The organism is Wenyingzhuangia gracilariae, from assembly GCF_056387575.1.
Genome location: NZ_CM150748.1, coordinates 1,763,041 through 1,780,783 on the forward strand (window position 1 = coordinate 1,763,041; position 17,743 = coordinate 1,780,783).

Consider the following 17,743-nt stretch of genomic DNA (forward strand, 5'->3'; position numbering starts at 1 on the left):
TTACTACTTTGTATTTTATACGATACGAAGTATGAAAAAAACAGAAAGAATCATAGGAGCTGAAGCCGTTGTAAAAAGTTTACTTGCAGAAGGTGTAGACATTGCATACGGTTACCCCGGTGGTGCTATTATGCCCATTTATGACGAACTATATAAATATCAAGACCAATTACACCATGTGTTAACTAGACACGAACAAGGTGCTGCACATGCTGCACAAGGTTATGCTAGAACATCAGGTAAAGTTGGTGTAGCTTTAGCTACTTCGGGACCTGGTGCAACAAACTTAATTACAGGAATTGCTGATGCTCAAATAGACTCAACTCCAATGGTATGTATTACCGGGCAAGTTGCATCACATTTATTAGGTACAGATGCTTTTCAAGAAACAGATGTTATTAGCATTTCATCACCTATTACCAAATGGAACTGTCAGGTAACAAAAGCAGAAGATATTCCTGCGGCTATAGCCAAAGCATTTTACATTGCTAAATCAGGAAGACCTGGACCTGTATTAATTGACATTACTAAAGATGCTCAATTATCGGAATTAGATTTTAGCTACGAAAAATGCAATCATGTAAGAAGCTACAAACCTGTACCAGAAACAGACATCCAAAAGGTACAAGAAGCAGCTACTTTAATTAATGCTGCACAAAAACCTATGATTGTTTTTGGACAAGGTGTAATATTAGGTGAAGCAGAAAAAGAATTTAAAGCTTTTGTAGAAAAAACTGGAATTCCAGCTGCATGGACTGTTTTAGGTTTATCTGCCTTAGAAACAAATCACCCATTAAATGTTGGTATGGTTGGTATGCACGGACATTATGGACCTAACAAATTAACCAATGAATGCGACCTATTAATAGCTATAGGTATGCGTTTTGATGATCGTGTTACAGGAGACTTAAGCAAATATGCAAAACAAGCCAAAGTAATTCACTTTGATATTGATCCTGCAGAAATAGACAAAAATGTAAAAACAGATGTAGCTGTTTTAGGTGATTCTAAAGACACATTGGCTAAAATTTTAGAATTTGTAGATCCAAAAGAACACACATCTTGGTTACAAGAATTTAGAGATTACGACAAAGTAGAATTTGAAAAAGTAATCAATGGTCAGTTAAACCCAACCAAAGAAGGTTTAACCATGGGAGAGGTTTTACAAGGAATTAACAAAGCAACTAATAATGATGCCGTTATTGTTTCTGATGTAGGACAACACCAAATGATGGCTGTTAGATATGCTAACTTTACACACACCAGAAGCAACGTAACCTCTGGAGGATTAGGAACTATGGGGTTTGCCTTACCAGCTTCTATAGGAGCTAAAATGGGTGCACCCAACAGACATGTAGTTGCTATTATTGGTGATGGTGGTTATCAAATGACTTGTCAAGAATTAGGAACTATTTTACAAACAGGTACCGCTGTAAAAATTGTAGTCTTAAACAACGAATTTTTAGGAATGGTACGTCAGTGGCAACAATTATTTTTTGATAAAAGATATGCATCTACAGAAATGATCAACCCTGATTTTGTAAAATTAGCAGAAGCTTATAGCATTCCTGCCAAAAGAGTTAACAAACGAGATGACTTACAAGGAGCTATTGATGAAATGATTGCTTGCGAGACTTCATACTTCTTAGAAGTTATGGTAGAAAAAGAAGACAATGTATTCCCAATGGTACCTACAGGAGCTAGTGTATCTGATGTAAGATTAAGCTAAAAGAAAAACAAGACATGGAAGAAAAATTATATACCATATCCGTTTATTCAGAAAACAATTTAGGATTGTTAAACCGAATTTCAACCATCTTTGTAAAAAGACACATTAATATAGAAAGTTTAACTGTTTCTGCATCAGAAATTAAGAACGTATCTAGGTTTATTGTGGTGGTTAAAATGACGGAAACTGCTGTAAAAAAAATAATTGGTCAACTAGAAAAACAGGTAGAAGTTATTAAAGCCTACTACCACACAGATGATGAAATTATTTTTACAGAAAATGCAATGTTCAAATTTAAATCTGATTTGTTATTTGAAAACCCTCAAATACAAAACATTATTAAGGAGCACAGCATGAATATTATTACCGTAAATAGAACTTTTTTTGTTGTAGAAAAAACAGGAAGAAGACCAGAAATAGATGCTATTTACAAAGCTTTTGAACCTTTTGGAATTGCACAATTTGTAAGATCTGGTAGAATTTCCATTTCAAAAGAAGCTATGAATATTCGTAAAATTTTAGGAGAGATAGTTCAATAGAATTCCCTAAATTTGGCAACGCAATAAAATAAATTTTGAGCTTGAATGATTTTTTATCCATCAAGCTCATTTTTAGCAAAATAACAAGTAAACAATTAGAATAAAAATAAAAGCAAAATGGCAAATTATTTTAACACACTTTCTTTAAGAGAGCAATTAGAGCAATTAGGACAGTGTGAATTTATGGACAGAAGCGAATTCAGCAATGGAGTTGAAGCTTTAAAAGGTAAGAAAATTGTAATCATCGGATGTGGAGCTCAAGGATTGAACCAAGGGTTAAACATGCGTGACTCTGGATTAGATGTTTCTTACACATTAAGAGCAGCTGCTATTGAAGAAAAAAGACAATCTTTTTTAAACGCTACTGAAAATAACTTTGCTGTAGGAACTTACGAAGAAATGATTCCTACTGCTGATTTATTAATCAACTTAACTCCAGACAAACAACACACGGCTGTTGTAACTGCAGTTATGCCATTAATGAAAAAAGGATCTTGTTTATCTTACTCTCACGGTTTCAACATCGTAGAAGAAGGAATGCAAATCCGTAAAGATATTACAGTAATCATGGTAGCTCCAAAATCTCCAGGATCTGAAGTACGTGAAGAATTTAAAAGAGGGTTTGGAGTACCTACTTTAATTGCTGTACACCCAGAAAACGATCCAGAAGGAAAAGGATGGGATTACGCTAAAGCATATGCTGTTGGTACAGGAGGACACACTGCAGGAGTTTTAAAATCTTCTTTTGTTGCAGAAGTTAAATCTGACTTAATGGGAGAACAAACAATCTTATGTGGATTGTTACAAACTGGATCTATCTTATGTTTTGACAAAATGGTAGCTGAAGGAATAGATGCAGGATATGCTTCTAAATTAATCCAATATGGATGGGAAACAATTACCGAAGCATTAAAGTACGGTGGTGTTACCAACATGATGGACAGATTATCTAATCCAGCTAAAATTGAAGCTTTTAAAGTTTCTGAAGAATTAAAGGACATTATGAGACCTTTATTCCAAAAGCACATGGATGATATTATTTCTGGTCACTTCTCTAAAACAATGATGGAAGACTGGGCTAACGATGATGTTAACTTATTAACTTGGAGAGCTGCAACTGGTGAAACAAACTTTGAAAAAACTCCAGCAAGTGACGTTGAAATTTCTGAGCAAGAATACTTTGACAACGGTACTTTAATGGTAGCGATGGTAAAAGCAGGTGTTGAATTGGCTTTTGAAGCTATGGTAGACTCTGGAATTATTGACGAATCTGCTTACTATGAATCTTTACATGAGACTCCGTTAATTGCAAATACAATTGCACGTAAGAAATTATTTGAAATGAACCGTGTCATTTCTGATACTGCTGAATACGGATGTTACTTATTTGATCACGCATGTAAACCTTTAATTGCTGATTATGTTAAAAATGCACCTATCAATTTAATTGGTAAGCCATTTGGAGCAGCTAGCAACAGTGTAGACAATGCTGAGTTAATTGCTGTAAACAAAGCAATACGTGAACACGATGTAGAAATTATTGGTGAAGAATTACGTGGAGCAATGACTGCAATGAAAAAAATTGTTTCTTAAAACGAATTTGAATACTTTCTAAAAGCCGTTGCCAATGCAACGGCTTTTTTTATTTTTATACACAATACAAATCTATCTTATGGTAACCTTAGAATCTATCTTAAAAGCACAAATAAACATTAGAGGAACTGTACAAACAACTCCGCTTAATTTTATAGACAACTATTCTAAAGAATTTGATGCGAACATTTATTTCAAAAGAGAAGACTTGCAACAGGTTAGATCTTATAAAATTAGAGGTGCCTATAATAGAATTAAAAACTTATCTAAAGAAGAATTAAACAATGGTGTGGTATGTGCTAGTGCAGGAAATCATGCCCAAGGAGTCGCTTTTGCTTGTAACAATTTAAAAGTAAATGCAACTATATTTATGCCTACCACCACTCCCAAACAAAAAATATCACAAGTAAAAATGTTTGGAGGAGAATACACAACTATACAATTAATTGGAGATACTTTTGATGAAAGTTCTAAGGCTGCAGAGCAATATCAACAAGAAAACAACGCAATATATGTACATCCGTTTAACGACTGGGATGTAATGTCTGGTCAAGGTACTATTGGTTTAGAAATTCTAGACAACATAAACACTCCTATTGATTATTTATTTTTACCCGTTGGTGGTGGTGGTTTAGCTTCTGGAATTATAACTGTTTTTAAAAACCTAAGCCCAAAAACTAAAATTATTGCACTAGAACCTAAAGGAGCCCCATCTTTAAAAACATCTTTAGAAAAAGGAATAAATACAAAAATTGAAAACATAGATAAATTTGTAGATGGTGCTGCTGTTCAAAAAATGGGTGACAATACATTTCCTATTTGCAAAAATTATTTAACCGAGGTAACCTTAATTGATGAAGGTCACATTTGTAAAACAATACTAAAACTTTACAATGAAAATGCAATTGTAGCAGAACCTGCGGGAGCGTTGGCTGTTTCTGCCTTGGATCATTACAAAGAAGCTATTAAAGGTAAAACGGTTGTTTGCATTTTAAGTGGTGGAAATAATGACATTACTAGAATGGAAGAAATGAAAGAAAGAGCTATGTTATACGATGGACTTAAGCATTATTTTATTGTTCGTTTTCCACAACGTGCTGGAGCTTTAAAAGAATTTGTTGGAAATGTACTTTCTGACACTGATGACATTGTTCATTTTGAATATACGAAAAAGAATAGCCGTAGCACAGCTTCTGCTGTAGTAGGTATTGAACTAAGCAAGCCTGAAGATTTTTCTCCACTGCTTGAGCGTATGAAAGCCAAAGGTTTTTTTGGAGAATATTTAAACGAAAAACCTGAATTATTTCAACATATCATTTAATCATAAAAAAGCCCTTGTTTATATCTATAACAAGGGCTTTTTTATTGAATTAAAATTTATTTATGCTTTTATGTATTTTATGTACTGAATTTTGTTCCCCATTTTTAACTTTAACAAATACATTCCCTTTGCTAATTTTGTATGTTGATTGTATTCAAATGTTTTAACATTCTTAAATTCACTTTGACTTATTAAGCCTCCATCCATATTGTACATCTCAACAGTTAATTGAGTTTGAAACTCATTCAACTCAACAGTAATTGGTCCGTGAGAAGGGTTTGGATATATTGTGGCTATTTTATCCTTTTTTAATTCTTCTTTGCTCGCTAAATCACTTCCTTTTTCATCTAATAATTCAATCAAATAAACATCGTAGGGTTTTAAAACTAATTGAGAAGGTAACTTTAATCCGTTTAATAAATCCTTAGCAACAGTTCCGTTCTTAGCTTGTTTTAGTTGCACATTTAAAGTAGCCTCCGCTTTTCCTAAGTTTACAATAGACAATACATAATTTCCTTGTTCATTTTTTACACATCTCCAAGTACATCCTTTGTATCCCTCAGCATTCGTTTCTGTAACTGTTACCTTTGGTAAATGATTTTTTGTCTCTAAAATTTGTAAAGCTTCTATTTTAGCTTGCGCTACTGTATTGGCTAAAATTAACTTCCCATTGGTTTGTTTTAATCCCTCTAAAGGCAATCCATATTCATTCTTTTTTAAGCTTATTGCATCCGTAATTACGGTTCCTCCATTATCTATGTAATCCTGTAAGGTATTTAATTCCCCTAGCGTTACTTGTTCTGTTTTGTGAACAACAATCACATCCCATAAACTTGAGTCTTGTTTTGAGATAATGTTTTTAGTAGCAAAACCTAAAGGAATTCCTTCAAAATTCAACCCCTCGTACATTTCGAACACTCCTTCCATATAGCTTCCTTTATTAGCTGCTGCAGCTTTAGAATAAAAAACTCTTATAGGTTTACGCTCTCTTTGCATTTTCATAATTAACTCACTATGCGTATTTAAATCCATCATCGTTGCGTGCAAAGCATTTGTTACACGAGGCTGCTGGTTGTTAGAACCCGCATAAGCACCTGTGATTCCAGATTTAAGAGAACCATCTTCTTTTCTAGGCCAATACCAAGTTTGAGAAGCATTTAACCCTAAGGTATGCGCAGCCCAATAGACAGCTCTAGGATATTTTGGATCCATATATAAGTCTCTTGCATTGTTGGTACTTAACAAGTGACTTTCTGAATTAAAAATTAATTGGTTGGGCTGTACCGATTTTAAAAAGTCATAACCCATATATAATTCTTTCCAGCCAAAGGCATATTTTTCATCTTTAACAATCTCCCCTTTTATCATGTAGTTGTAATTTGCAGCTACATCATTTCCATTGATCTCACTCAACTCTGTTAAAGCCTCTAAATCTATTCCTGTAGCCGGATCATTTTCTGTAAAGAACGAAGGCATTATTTTTAACTGAGCTTTGGCAGTAGAATCATATTTTCTTAATTCTGATTTCATCCAGGTAAACCAATCTGTCACTCTATCTTCATTAAACGTTACCCAATCGTACCATTTTGGAGTTCCCATTAAAGAAATATCAATTGGAATTTCTATGGCTACTTCCTCAAAATCAGAAAAATTGGAATGCCATAAAGCATTTAACTGAGCTATGTTCTGGTGTTTGTTTTGTAACCAACCTTTAAACTTATCTAAGGTATAAGTACTTACACCACTTGTATACCATACTTTTTTTGTACCATCTTTATAGGTTATCCATCTAGGCTCATTACACAACATATAACCTAAATCTGTATAATGCTTCCCTTTCATTTTAGTTACCGTTCCTTTTAACAAATGCGACATCATCACTTTTGCCCCAGGATGGTCAATGTCATAATCTAAAAAAGGAGCTCCTTGAAACTTGGTAAAATCCGCTCCATAACTATCTATAGCCCATTGAGGTACATTCTTATTATTGATGAATACAAAACCAGGAGTTCCACTCGCTTTGGTATTTAAATTATTTATTACATTTTGATTTATTTTTCCAGAAGCATTAGTCACATAGTATGGAGAGATATAAAAACCGTTTAACTCTCCATAAAATTCGGTTAACTCAGGCGTGTCAGGTTTCCAAGTATAATCGGCCAAGAAAACAGGCTTGTTATTATCCATTGTAATTTCATCCTGCCCCACAGTCACTTTTGACCAATCTACTTTGGGAATAGGAGTTCTAAAAACCTCTTCTTTTTTGATTTTTTTGATGTATGCTATAGACTCATCTAACATTTTTAAAATGTCATTTCTCTCAAAATCTGGTAATTCTTGAGCCATTTGAGTCGCTACATTTTTGTACAACCAATATTTTTCGAAGTGACTTTTATTTTCTTCGATGTTATTTTCGTCCCAATTTGCAAATTTTAAGAAAACTTCTGCAGTACGAGCTGCCAACTTTTCTTTTAAAGCATCTTTCCCTAAAGACTCAACCTCAGCGATGAATCCATTTAAACTATCTATTTTAATTCTAGCTTTTTGCTCTAATGTTTGCGAAAAACTAGTATAGCTTAACATCAATACAAAGACCAATAAGTATTTACCTAACTGCTTATTTATCATCTATTCAATTTTACGATTTCTTACATGTAGTTGTGTAAGTTAATAACAAGTAAAATATTTATTAAACACTATATATACATATACAAGTATTTTCCAGCCTTTAAAAAATGATATTTAGAGGTGCTATTTCACAAAAAAACAAAATATCCAAAAACCTAAAGAAACACTAGGCATACCGTCTATTTAGTGAGTAAAGACACTATCTACATGTCTAACCAAACCTCGACAAACGCCAGTTAAACGATACTAAAAAACAATTCATCGACAAAAAAACACATTTCATCTTTGATAATTACTTTTATTTTGTATCTTTACAATATCAAAAGAAAAAAGTTCTATGAAAATTTTAAAAATTGCTATGAAAGTTTTTAAAGAACAAATGTTAATTATTAAATCTAAAATGCTATGAAAAATTTATTAAAAGGGTTTTTAGCTGCCGTTGTTGTGTCGGTTAGTCTAACCTCTTGTACAGAGGATGTCCTACTAGAGTTTGATGACATGACCGCAGAAGAAGTTACAAAAAAGTATGAAGAGAATATGAAAGCTACATACGAAGCAGATGCTGCAAAACAAACGAATACAGAAAACACAAAAGAATAACTTGTCTTATGAAAATTGAAAAATAACAAAGGTTACATTCTACTTATAGTATGTAACCTTTTTTTATTGCCTTTAATTCAACACTTTGGTATACGAAAAAACTAACTCTTTTACTAAATATTAGTTAAACCTTCCAAAATACAGTGTTTTATTAAAATACTATTCTCAAACACCACAGCTTACTTACCTTGCCATCCAGCAGCTTGTAGTTGCTTTACTAACTGTTTTACCTTTACAGGGTTATCTTGAGCTATATTTATTGATTCATTAGGATCGTTTTGATGATCGTACAATTCTACAAACAAAGGATCTTCTTGGGGTTTTCTTCTATCTTTCCATACAACCAATCTATATCTATCCGTACGCATTGCATACCCCATTACAAAGTCTTCAAATGTTTTTCTATTCCATTTATCTCCCATTTGATTAGCTATTCTTGTTTCTATTTTTTGAATTAATGGTTGAAAGAATGTTTTTCTAAAAGGAGGTGTAAAAGGAATAGCTGCCCACTCTCTTAATGCTGGTGATGGAAATAAACTGTAAGCAACTTCATTCCATTTTTTATTTGGCTTTTTTAACAACGGAACTAAAGATGTTCCTTCCAAATGATTTGGTTTATCTAAATCTGCCAAATCACATAATGTAGGAAAAACATCTACCAACTCTACCAAGGCATCCGAAGTTTGTCCCTTTACTTTGCTAGAAACATGTGGTGCAGAAATAATAAAAGGAACTCTTGTAGAAACTTCGTAATTATTAGCTTTTCCCCAATATCCCATTTCACCTAGATTAAAACCATGATCAGACCAAAAAACAATGATTGTATTGTCATATGCTCCAGAAGCTTTTAATGCTTCAATCATTCTTCCTAATTGCGCATCTATATAACTAACACACGCATAATATCCGTGACGTAAATGACGTTGTAACTTAGGAGAAAAATTTTCTGTTTTATTTATATTGGAACGTACTCTTACTTCTAATGATTCAGACAATCCCATAGATGCTCCATCTTTTGGTGGATTTATTTGCGTAGCAATAGGTATATTATTCTCATCATACATATCCCAATATTTTTTGGGTGCTAACCAACTTAAATGAGGTTTTTTAAACCCTAAACCTAAAAACCAAGGCTTGTCTTTTTGAACTAATTGTTCTAAAGTAGCTATTGCAGAGTTTGTATTATGACCGTCTTCATAAGTATCATCAGGAACGTCTGCACATTCTGTTATAGGACCTTTTGATAAAAAGGTTTCTTTAATAAGCTTAGCTCCGTACTTTTTTTCTAGTTCTTTTTTATTTTTTAACCAAGCTAATTGATTTTCTTTTAAAGCGTATCCTCCTTTTACTTCGGGAGTATTTACACCTTTCTCAACCTTTACAGCTTTTTTACTCCAAGACATTTCTTCATCGGAATATATACCGTGAAATATTTTACCTACGTAAACTGTTTCGTACCCGTTTTCTCTAAAATGTTGTGGAATAGTTTTAATACTAGGTACGTTAGCTCTAAAGTCTTGAAATAAATCGATAACATTTATTGTTTCTGGTCTAGAACCTGTCATGATACTAGCTCTAGATGGCCCACAAATAGCTTGTTGACAATAAGCCCTATTAAATAAAATACCTTCTTTTGCTAACTTATCAATGTTAGGTGATTTTACTACTTTAGATCCATAACAACCCAATTCTGTTTTTAAATCATCTACTGCAATAAATAATACATTTGGTTTTTTATTCTGAGCATTAATGGTCATAGAAACACAGGTCAGAATCAAATAAATTACTTTTTTCATGTTTTACTTTTTTATGATAATTCAACTTAAATTTAAATGATAATTTAAAGTATATGCCGAACTAACAAATTAAAAAGAAATTACCTATAAATACTTGACCTAGATGTACTAAAACAAACTCTATTTTTTCGTTTTTTTAAGTTTTAACTTAAAAAAAATTATTTTGAATAATTTTAAGACTTGTTATATTGGACTTTAATAAAAATCTCCAATAACCTCCAACTCAGTTTGAAAAGAAACGTATTGACCTTTGAATTTTTTATCTATACGTGTATTCATATCTGCAGCATATGCCACATAATATCCTTTAAAAGTTTCTTTATCGCTTACTGCGTATTGTATAGAAAAAGTTTTACCTCCCATTTCCTCTTGCACCATTACTCTAGTTAGTTTTGCTCCAGTAAAACATCCTGTACCTATCATAGCTGGAATATGATTGTTTTTCATATAATCTAACCACTCTTGTTCAATTTCCAATGCGATATTGGTTGTTACATTGTATATATACATATTTTTATTTTTGTGCAAAAATAAGGGTTTGAATGAATCTGCTTACAATTCGTAAGCAACAATTAAAAATTAGGTTTTCTTTTTTCTAAAAATGCTTGAGTCCCTTCTTTAAACTCATCCGTACCAAAACATTGTCCAAAAAGCTCTACTTCATTTTGCAATCCTATGTTTCCAAAAACGGCATTAATAGCTTTTATGCTTTTCTTAATGGCTCCTGGTGAATTTTCAATTGTTTTATGGGCTATTTCTACGGCTTTTGGAATTAATTCTTCTAAAGCAACTACATAGTTTACCAATCCTAAATCCAAAGCTTCACTAGCAGTAATCATTTGTCCTGTTAAAATCATTTCAAAAGCCTTTCCTTTTCCAACTAACTGTGTTAATCTTTGAGTTCCTCCATAGCCAGGAATTAATCCTAAACTAACCTCTGGTTGTCCAAGCTTTGCATGATTAGCAGCAATTCGCATATGACATGCCATTGCCAACTCCAGCCCTCCTCCTAAAGCATAACCATTTACTGCTGCAATTACGGGTTTCGAGAAATTCGCTATTTTGTTAAACAATAAATCGTGTCCAGATTGCGCTAATTCTTGTCCTTCTTTTTTAGAAAACGAAGCAAATTCTTTAATATCTGCACCTGCAACAAAAGCTTTTTCTCCTGCTCCTGTAATAATTACAACTCTCACATTTGGATCGTATTTTACATCGTACAAACAATCATGAATTTCCTTAATTATTTTTCTATTTAAAGCATTTAGTGTTTTAGGAGCGTTAATGGTGATAAATGCTATTTTATCTTTAATACTAATACTCACTTCTTTACTATCTGACATAACGGTTATATTTATATTTATTAAGATAAAAAAAAGCAACCTAAATTTAGGTTGCTTTTCTACATTTCTATTTATTTAAATATTTATTGTACTTTTTGGGAATTCCATTGATACTTTTTATCAAGATATCTTTGTAATAAATTTCTGCTCCTTCTGACTGAAACTGTATTCTTCCTCTTGTTAATGGACTTGTTCCCATTCCTTTTACGTGATGTCTAGAATTGAACAAAGCCATGACTACTTTTCCGTTTACAATATGCAAACTAGTTCCATTATAGGTTATTAACTCAATAGTGTTCCACTTCCCGTGCTTTTTTTCATTGTCAAAAGAACGTTTGGCACTTCCTGCTTTTAATTTACCTCCTATACCATATACTTTTTTAGGTTTTCCGTTTTCTTGAACTGTTACGGTAGGAACATCGCTAGTAGCACCTCCTAGGGCATAATAATCTCCCATATCTGTTTCTTGAATTTGCAATTCTTGACAACGCATCCAAACATCCCAAAACTGTCTAAAAGGTCCTGTACAATGATAAAGTAAACCATTATCTCTCTTAGAGTTTATTCTAGGAGCCCATTTTTGTTCTCCCCATTTTACTTTTAATTTTAAATGGTAATTTTCATATTCTTGTTTAGAGGTTAAAGCTCCGTATATTTCTCCTGTTATATGAACTGTGTGTTTGTCCTTTTTTCCTTTAACAAAATTAAACACCTTTTTAGGATCGTTATTTAGCCCCAATGGTTCCCCTTTCATTCCATTACTATTAGGATCTACATTAGGCAATCCTTTTACAGAATTGTGAGGAACTCCCATAAAAACATCCCATTTTTTATAAGGATCTCCTTCTAGTAAATTTGTCCACTTACTTGTTAATGTATTTACATCTGTTATTTTTGCTGCCCACTTAATTCCTTCTTCTATTTGTTTTACAATACGCTCATCTGCATATGCAGCTTCTGTATGCCCTAAACCTGTATAAAAAACTCTACCTCCATCATAATGATGGTACCAAGTAATAGGATGCTCAATTCCCATTTGTTTTCCTGAATAAGTACTTTCATCCAAAGTTGCCAACACATTTACATGCTTAGCTACAGGATTTTTAAAATTGTACCATTCATCAAAAAACTCTTCTTTATTATTTAAATGTGCTACCGCTTTATGACCGTGTTCTTTGTGGATGTGTAAGGTTGCTTTTTGTTGTTTAGGATGACTTTTAAAGGTTGCTCCTAACATATCTACATACCAATCCCAGTCTTTTTCTGTATCTGTTGCCGAGTGTGTTCCTACAAAACCTTTTCCTTTGGCAAAAAAAGCTTTCATGGCATTTTGCTGAGATTCATTTAAAATATCTCCTGTTGTATTTAAGAAAAATAACACGTCAAATTTTGACAAATCTTTGTCGTTAAACAGATTAGAGTCTTCTGAAAACTCAACTTCCCAATTATTTTTATCTGCTAACTTTTGAACAGCCTGTTGACCTGCTTTGATAGACTTGTGCCTAAAACCTGCCGTTTTGCTAAAAACCAAGATTGATGTTTTTTGAGCATACACAACGTTTATTAACATAAACGCTACTAATAAACTTATTTTTTTAAACATTATTTATGAATTTACATATGATTAACGAATATATGTAAATTTCACTACTTAGTTTTAATAATAAACTTATTAATTATTTAGGCAATACAATTTTAAACATCGTTCCTTGATTTAATATAGATTCAAATGTAACTGTTCCTCCATAAGCTTCTACTATATTTTTAACCATAGGTAAGCCCAATCCCATTCCACTGCTTTTGGTTGTAAACTTTGGCTCAAAAATCAACTCTTTGTCTGCTTCTGGAATTCCTTTTCCATTATCTTTTACAAACAACATAACTTGAGTTGTTTTTTCGTCTAATATGACTTCTATTTTTGGCTCTTCTAAATGCTCTGTTGCTTGAATTGCATTTTTCACCAAATTATTCAACACTCTTGTTATTTGATTTTTATCTAAGTTCAAATGAATCTCTTCTTTATTAGCATAAAACTCAATATGATTTTCATAAAAAATATCGATAGATGATTTGACAACGGTAACCAAATCTATATTTTCTATATTTTTTTGAGGCATTCTAGCAAAATCAGAAAAAGAAGTTGCAATAGAAGACATTACATCTATTTGTTGTGTTAACATTTGAGCATAATCTTTAACTTTTTCTCTAATCCCTTCTTCATTAGGATCAAAAGTTCTTTCAAAACTCTGAACAGTTAACTTCATTGGAGTTAGCGGATTTTTAATTTCATGTGCTACTTGTTTGGCCATTTCTCTCCATGCTTGTTCTCTTTCGCTTTTAGCCAATTTTTCTGCACTTTTCTCCAACTCATCAATCATGTTATTGTAAGCTTCTACAATAGAGGCAATTTCTGATGTTGTTCCCTCTGCATCTATCTTTTTATTATTCTTTAATAATTTTGTTTCTTGAATTTTATCAGAAATAGACTGTAAGGATCTAGTAATGTAGCTAGATAAAAAATATGCAAAAGCTATGGCAAGTAACATCATAACTCCATACACTAAAAACAACCTGTTTAAGAAAAAACTTAACTGCTGTTCTTCTTGCGTATTGTCTTGAATGTATTCTACTTTTAAAATTCCTACTTTATTTAAATTCCTATCGTGAATATATGAATATGCTATTTGAGATATTTTACCACTTTCTAGAGGAACCGATTCTTCATATTTATCTTTCTTTTTGATGGTACTTAAAACACTGGGTGGTATTTTTTCTTTAAACAATCTAAACCAAGGTTCAAAAGAATTAATTTGCAACTGACCATTTAAATCATAAATGCTCATTTTCATTTTATGAACAGTTGCTATTTCATATATGCGTTCTCTAAATATAAACCCTAAAAATTGCTGTGCTGCTGGGTATATGGTATTCTCTAATTCGTAGTTTATGTTTTTTTGAGCAGCTCTTTCTTTTCTATCAAAACGAGAATAATAATACTCTTTGGTTTGCTCTTTGTATTGCCTTACGGTAACTACTGCTATTAAAACAGAGGCCAAACCGACTAACAATAACATGGCTAAAAATATTCTTGTTCTTAAAGAAACTTTATTCATTATATACATCTAAAAAAATGATTGTTCTTTGTTAAACAATCAAAAGCTAAGCCAAGTTAATTAAATAGCTTCTATAAACAAAAAAAGACGATACCTGAGTATCGTCTTTACTTATAAATTGGCTGGTGCTTATCCTACTATATTGATAATTTTTCCAGGTACTACAATTACTTTCTTAGGAGTTCTTCCTTGTAATTGAGCTTGTGTTTTTTCGTGAGCCATTACTGTTTTTTCTATATCTTCTTTAGACATATCAAGCGGTAACTCTAATTTAAACCTCATTTTTCCGTTAAAAGAAACAGGATATTCTTTAGCACTTTCTACCAAATGACTTTCATCAAACTCTGGAAAAGCAGCAAAAGCTATGGATGATGTGTTTCTTAACTTTTCCCACAACTCCTCAGTAATATGTGGTGCATATGGAGAAATTAATACCAACAACGGTTCTAAAATTTCTTTTTTAGTACATTTTAAAGCAGACAATTCGTTTACAGCAATCATAAAGGTACTTACCGATGTATTGAAAGAGAAATTCTCTATGTCTTCTTGTACTTTTTTAATGGTTTTATGTAAAACTTTTAATTCATCCTTAGTTGGTTCTCCTTCTACTCCTTTAAAATCGTTGGCATTGGCATACAATCTCCATAACTTTTTTAAGAAAGAATGTGATCCAGAAATTCCTGCAGTATTCCAAGGTTTAGATTGCTCTAAAGGTCCTAAGAACATTTCGAACAAACGCAAACTATCAGCTCCATATTGCTCACAAATAGCATCCGGATTTACAACATTGAATTTAGATTTGGACATTTTTTCTACTTCACGTCCTACAATGTATTTACCATCTTCTAGCATAAATTCAGCATTGGCATACTCTTCTCTCCAATTCTTAAATGCCTCAACATCCAATTCATTTTGAGCGTTTACAAAAGATACATCTGCATGAATAGGCTGCACTTTTTGCTCTCCAATCAACCCTTTAGAAACATAAGTTTGAGTTCCTTCTAATCTATACACAAAAGCAGAAGTTCCGGTAATCATTCCTTGGTTGATTAACTTCTTCGCAAATTCATCTACAGGAACATAGTTTAAATCGTACAAGAATTTTTGCCAAAAACGCGCATACAATAAATGTCCTGTTGCGTGTTCCGATCCTCCCAAATACAAATCTACCTCTTTCCAATATTCTAACGCTTCTTTACTAGCAAACTCGTTTGGATTGTTCGCATCCATATAACGGTTAAAGTACCAAGAAGAACCTGCCCAACCCGGCATCGTATTCAATTCTAAAGGAAATACAGTTTTATGATCAATCAACTCATTACTCACTACTTTATTCTCAGTACTACTCCATGCCCAAACCTCAGCATTTCCTAATGGTGGTTGCCCATCTTCAGTTGGCAAGTATTTTTCTACTTCTGGTAACAAAATTGGCAAGTGTTCCTTGGCAATCATTTGTGGCATTCCATCAACATAATACACAGGGAAAGGTTCTCCCCAGTAACGCTGACGACTAAAAACAGCATCTCTTAATCTATAGTTTATTTTTCCTTGTCCAAATCCTGCTTTTTCCATTTCGTATATGGCAAGCTTGGTAGCTTTCTTTACATTTAAACCCGATAAGAAATCTGAATTGGCAATTTTAGCAGTTTTATCTTCACAGGCTTTTTCAGAAATATCTACTCCTTCAAAAATATTTTTGATTTCAATATCAAAATGCTTGGCAAAATCGTAATCACGTTGATCACCACATGGAACTGCCATTACAGCTCCTGTTCCGTAACTAGCCAACACATAATCTCCAATCCAAATCTGGATTTTTTCTCCTGTAAAAGGATGTATGGCATAAGCACCTGTAAAAACTCCTGAAATGGTTTTTACATCGGCCATTCTATCACGCTCCGAACGTTTTGCTGTAGCTTCTATATAAGCTTCTACAGCTTCTCTTTGTTCCTCTGTTACAATTTTTGACACCAACTCGTGCTCTGGAGCCAACGTCATAAAGGTAACTCCAAAAATAGTATCAGGGCGGGTTGTAAACACTTCTATTTCAAAATTTTGCTTCTCGACTCCGCTCGAAGCCCCTTCTAAGTTTTGGTTATCGACTCCATCTCGACTACGCTCGATGTCCTTACTCGAAGCCCCATCTACTTTAAACTTAACCGATGCTCCTTGAGAACGACCAATCCAATTGGTTTGAGCATCTTTTAAAGGTTGTGGCCAGTCAATGGTATTCAAACCATCTAACAAACGTTGTGCATAAGCCGATATACGCATGGACCACTGCATCATTTTTTTACGAACCACTGGATGACCTCCACGTTCTGACAATCCGTTAATAATTTCATCATTTGCCAAAACGGTTCCTAGTGCAGGACACCAGTTTACCTCTGTTTCAGATAAATAAGTCAATCTATATTTAGAAAGTATTTGCTCTTGTTCTTTTTCAGAAAAAGCACTCCATTCTGCTGCTGTAAACGCTGTTACCTCTTCATCACAAACAGCATTCACGTTTTTAGTTCCATTGGCTTGAAACAAAGCCACCAATGTTTCTATTTTTTCTGCTTTATCGGTTTCTTTATTGTACCAAGCATTAAACAACTCGGTAAAAATCCATTGCGTGTGCTTGTAATATTCTGGAGTTGATGTTCTAATTTCTCGATACCAATCAAAAGAAAAACCAATTTTATCTAACTGTTTTCTATACGTATTGATATTGGTTTCTGTAGTAATTGCAGGATGTTGCCCTGTTTGAATAGCATATTGCTCAGCAGGCAATCCAAAAGAATCATATCCTTGTGGATGCAATACATTAAAACCCTTATGACGTTTGTAACGTGCAAAAATATCTGAAGCAATATACCCTAACGGATGTCCAACATGCAAACCTGCTCCTGACGGATATGGAAACATATCCAACACATAAAACTTAGGTTTTTCAGAAGTGTTTTCTGCTTTAAAAGTTTGATTATCGGCCCACTTTTTTTGCCATTTGGCTTCTATCTCGTTAAAATTATATTCCATGATATTTTCTAAGAATTTGAGTGGCAAATTTAAGGGTTTTGTTTGACTGTGAATAGAAAA

12 protein-coding genes are annotated in these 17,743 nt (G+C 33.0%); 5 read left to right on the forward strand and 7 right to left on the reverse strand.

Annotation, left to right across the window (positions count from 1 at the left end; all coding sequences use genetic code 11):
* Positions 1-31 precede the first annotated feature (31 nt).
* From ilvB to ilvA, 4 genes are all read left to right on the forward strand, one after another.
* A complete protein-coding gene (gene ilvB, locus ACY2IJ_RS07735) occupies positions 32-1,729 on the forward strand; it encodes a biosynthetic-type acetolactate synthase large subunit (RefSeq protein ID WP_476723786.1) in 1,698 nt (565 codons plus the stop codon).
* Positions 1,730-1,743: 14 nt separating this feature from the next.
* Complete coding sequence (ilvN, locus tag ACY2IJ_RS07740; protein ID WP_476723787.1) at positions 1,744-2,268, forward strand: acetolactate synthase small subunit; 525 nt, start codon at positions 1,744-1,746, stop codon at positions 2,266-2,268.
* 117 nt (positions 2,269-2,385) lie between these two features.
* Positions 2,386-3,861 carry a ketol-acid reductoisomerase gene (gene ilvC / locus ACY2IJ_RS07745; RefSeq protein WP_476723788.1) on the forward strand — a complete coding sequence of 492 codons (1,476 nt, stop codon included), beginning with the start codon at positions 2,386-2,388 and terminating at the stop codon, positions 3,859-3,861.
* Positions 3,862-3,940: 79 nt separating this feature from the next.
* Positions 3,941-5,182, forward strand: a complete 1,242-nt coding sequence (gene ilvA, locus ACY2IJ_RS07750; protein ID WP_476723789.1) for a threonine ammonia-lyase IlvA — start codon at positions 3,941-3,943, stop codon at positions 5,180-5,182.
* Positions 5,183-5,242: 60 nt separating this feature from the next.
* On the opposite strand, the gene ACY2IJ_RS07755 is transcribed toward ilvA, so the two are convergent.
* Positions 5,243-7,810 carry a T9SS type A sorting domain-containing protein gene (locus ACY2IJ_RS07755; RefSeq protein ID WP_476723790.1) on the reverse strand — a complete coding sequence of 856 codons (2,568 nt, stop codon included), beginning with the start codon at positions 7,808-7,810 and terminating at the stop codon, positions 5,243-5,245.
* A gap of 405 nt (positions 7,811-8,215) precedes the next feature.
* Between ACY2IJ_RS07755 and ACY2IJ_RS07760 the strand changes: the two genes are divergently transcribed.
* Entirely contained in the window at positions 8,216-8,410 is a 195-nt protein-coding gene (locus tag ACY2IJ_RS07760) for a hypothetical protein (protein ID WP_476723791.1), read from the forward strand.
* Positions 8,411-8,589: 179 nt separating this feature from the next.
* On the opposite strand, the gene ACY2IJ_RS07765 is transcribed toward ACY2IJ_RS07760, so the two are convergent.
* The 6 genes from ACY2IJ_RS07765 to leuS all read right to left on the reverse strand — a co-directional run bounded on the left by ACY2IJ_RS07765 (position 8,590) and on the right by leuS (position 17,683).
* Positions 8,590-10,206 carry a sulfatase gene (locus ACY2IJ_RS07765; protein ID WP_476723792.1) on the reverse strand — a complete coding sequence of 539 codons (1,617 nt, stop codon included), beginning with the start codon at positions 10,204-10,206 and terminating at the stop codon, positions 8,590-8,592.
* 195 nt (positions 10,207-10,401) lie between these two features.
* Positions 10,402-10,716, reverse strand: a complete 315-nt coding sequence (locus tag ACY2IJ_RS07770; protein WP_476723793.1) for a DUF4286 family protein — start codon at positions 10,714-10,716, stop codon at positions 10,402-10,404.
* Positions 10,717-10,778: 62 nt separating this feature from the next.
* Positions 10,779-11,549, reverse strand: coding sequence for an enoyl-CoA hydratase/isomerase family protein (locus ACY2IJ_RS07775; RefSeq protein WP_476723794.1), 771 nt, complete (start codon positions 11,547-11,549; stop codon positions 10,779-10,781).
* Between the two features lie 67 nt (positions 11,550-11,616).
* Positions 11,617-13,152: a ThuA domain-containing protein gene (locus ACY2IJ_RS07780; RefSeq protein ID WP_476723795.1), complete on the reverse strand. Its 1,536-nt coding sequence runs from the start codon at positions 13,150-13,152 to the stop codon at positions 11,617-11,619.
* Positions 13,153-13,225: 73 nt separating this feature from the next.
* The gene (locus ACY2IJ_RS07785; RefSeq protein ID WP_476723796.1) at positions 13,226-14,662 is read right to left on the reverse strand and encodes a sensor histidine kinase; all 1,437 of its coding nucleotides are present in this window, start codon (positions 14,660-14,662) and stop codon (positions 13,226-13,228) included.
* Positions 14,663-14,791: 129 nt separating this feature from the next.
* Positions 14,792-17,683 carry a leucine--tRNA ligase gene (gene leuS, locus ACY2IJ_RS07790; RefSeq protein WP_476723797.1) on the reverse strand — a complete coding sequence of 964 codons (2,892 nt, stop codon included), beginning with the start codon at positions 17,681-17,683 and terminating at the stop codon, positions 14,792-14,794.
* Positions 17,684-17,743: the final 60 nt, after the last annotated feature.

What these genes read in the sequence shown, in the direction of transcription:
- ilvB (WP_476723786.1), top strand. Translation starts at nt 32, where the DNA reads ATGAAAAAAACAGAAAGAATCATAGGAGCTGAAGCCGTTGTAAAAAGT.
- ilvN (WP_476723787.1), top strand. Translation starts at nt 1,744, where the DNA reads ATGGAAGAAAAATTATATACCATATCCGTTTATTCAGAAAACAATTTA.
- ilvC (WP_476723788.1), top strand. Translation starts at nt 2,386, where the DNA reads ATGGCAAATTATTTTAACACACTTTCTTTAAGAGAGCAATTAGAGCAA.
- ilvA (WP_476723789.1), top strand. Translation starts at nt 3,941, where the DNA reads ATGGTAACCTTAGAATCTATCTTAAAAGCACAAATAAACATTAGAGGA.
- ACY2IJ_RS07755 (WP_476723790.1), bottom strand. Translation starts at nt 7,810, where the DNA reads ATGATAAATAAGCAGTTAGGTAAATACTTATTGGTCTTTGTATTGATG.
- ACY2IJ_RS07760 (WP_476723791.1), top strand. Translation starts at nt 8,216, where the DNA reads ATGAAAAATTTATTAAAAGGGTTTTTAGCTGCCGTTGTTGTGTCGGTT.
- ACY2IJ_RS07765 (WP_476723792.1), bottom strand. Translation starts at nt 10,206, where the DNA reads ATGAAAAAAGTAATTTATTTGATTCTGACCTGTGTTTCTATGACCATT.
- ACY2IJ_RS07770 (WP_476723793.1), bottom strand. Translation starts at nt 10,716, where the DNA reads ATGTATATATACAATGTAACAACCAATATCGCATTGGAAATTGAACAA.
- ACY2IJ_RS07775 (WP_476723794.1), bottom strand. Translation starts at nt 11,549, where the DNA reads ATGTCAGATAGTAAAGAAGTGAGTATTAGTATTAAAGATAAAATAGCA.
- ACY2IJ_RS07780 (WP_476723795.1), bottom strand. Translation starts at nt 13,152, where the DNA reads ATGTTTAAAAAAATAAGTTTATTAGTAGCGTTTATGTTAATAAACGTT.
- ACY2IJ_RS07785 (WP_476723796.1), bottom strand. Translation starts at nt 14,662, where the DNA reads ATGAATAAAGTTTCTTTAAGAACAAGAATATTTTTAGCCATGTTATTG.
- leuS (WP_476723797.1), bottom strand. Translation starts at nt 17,683, where the DNA reads ATGGAATATAATTTTAACGAGATAGAAGCCAAATGGCAAAAAAAGTGG.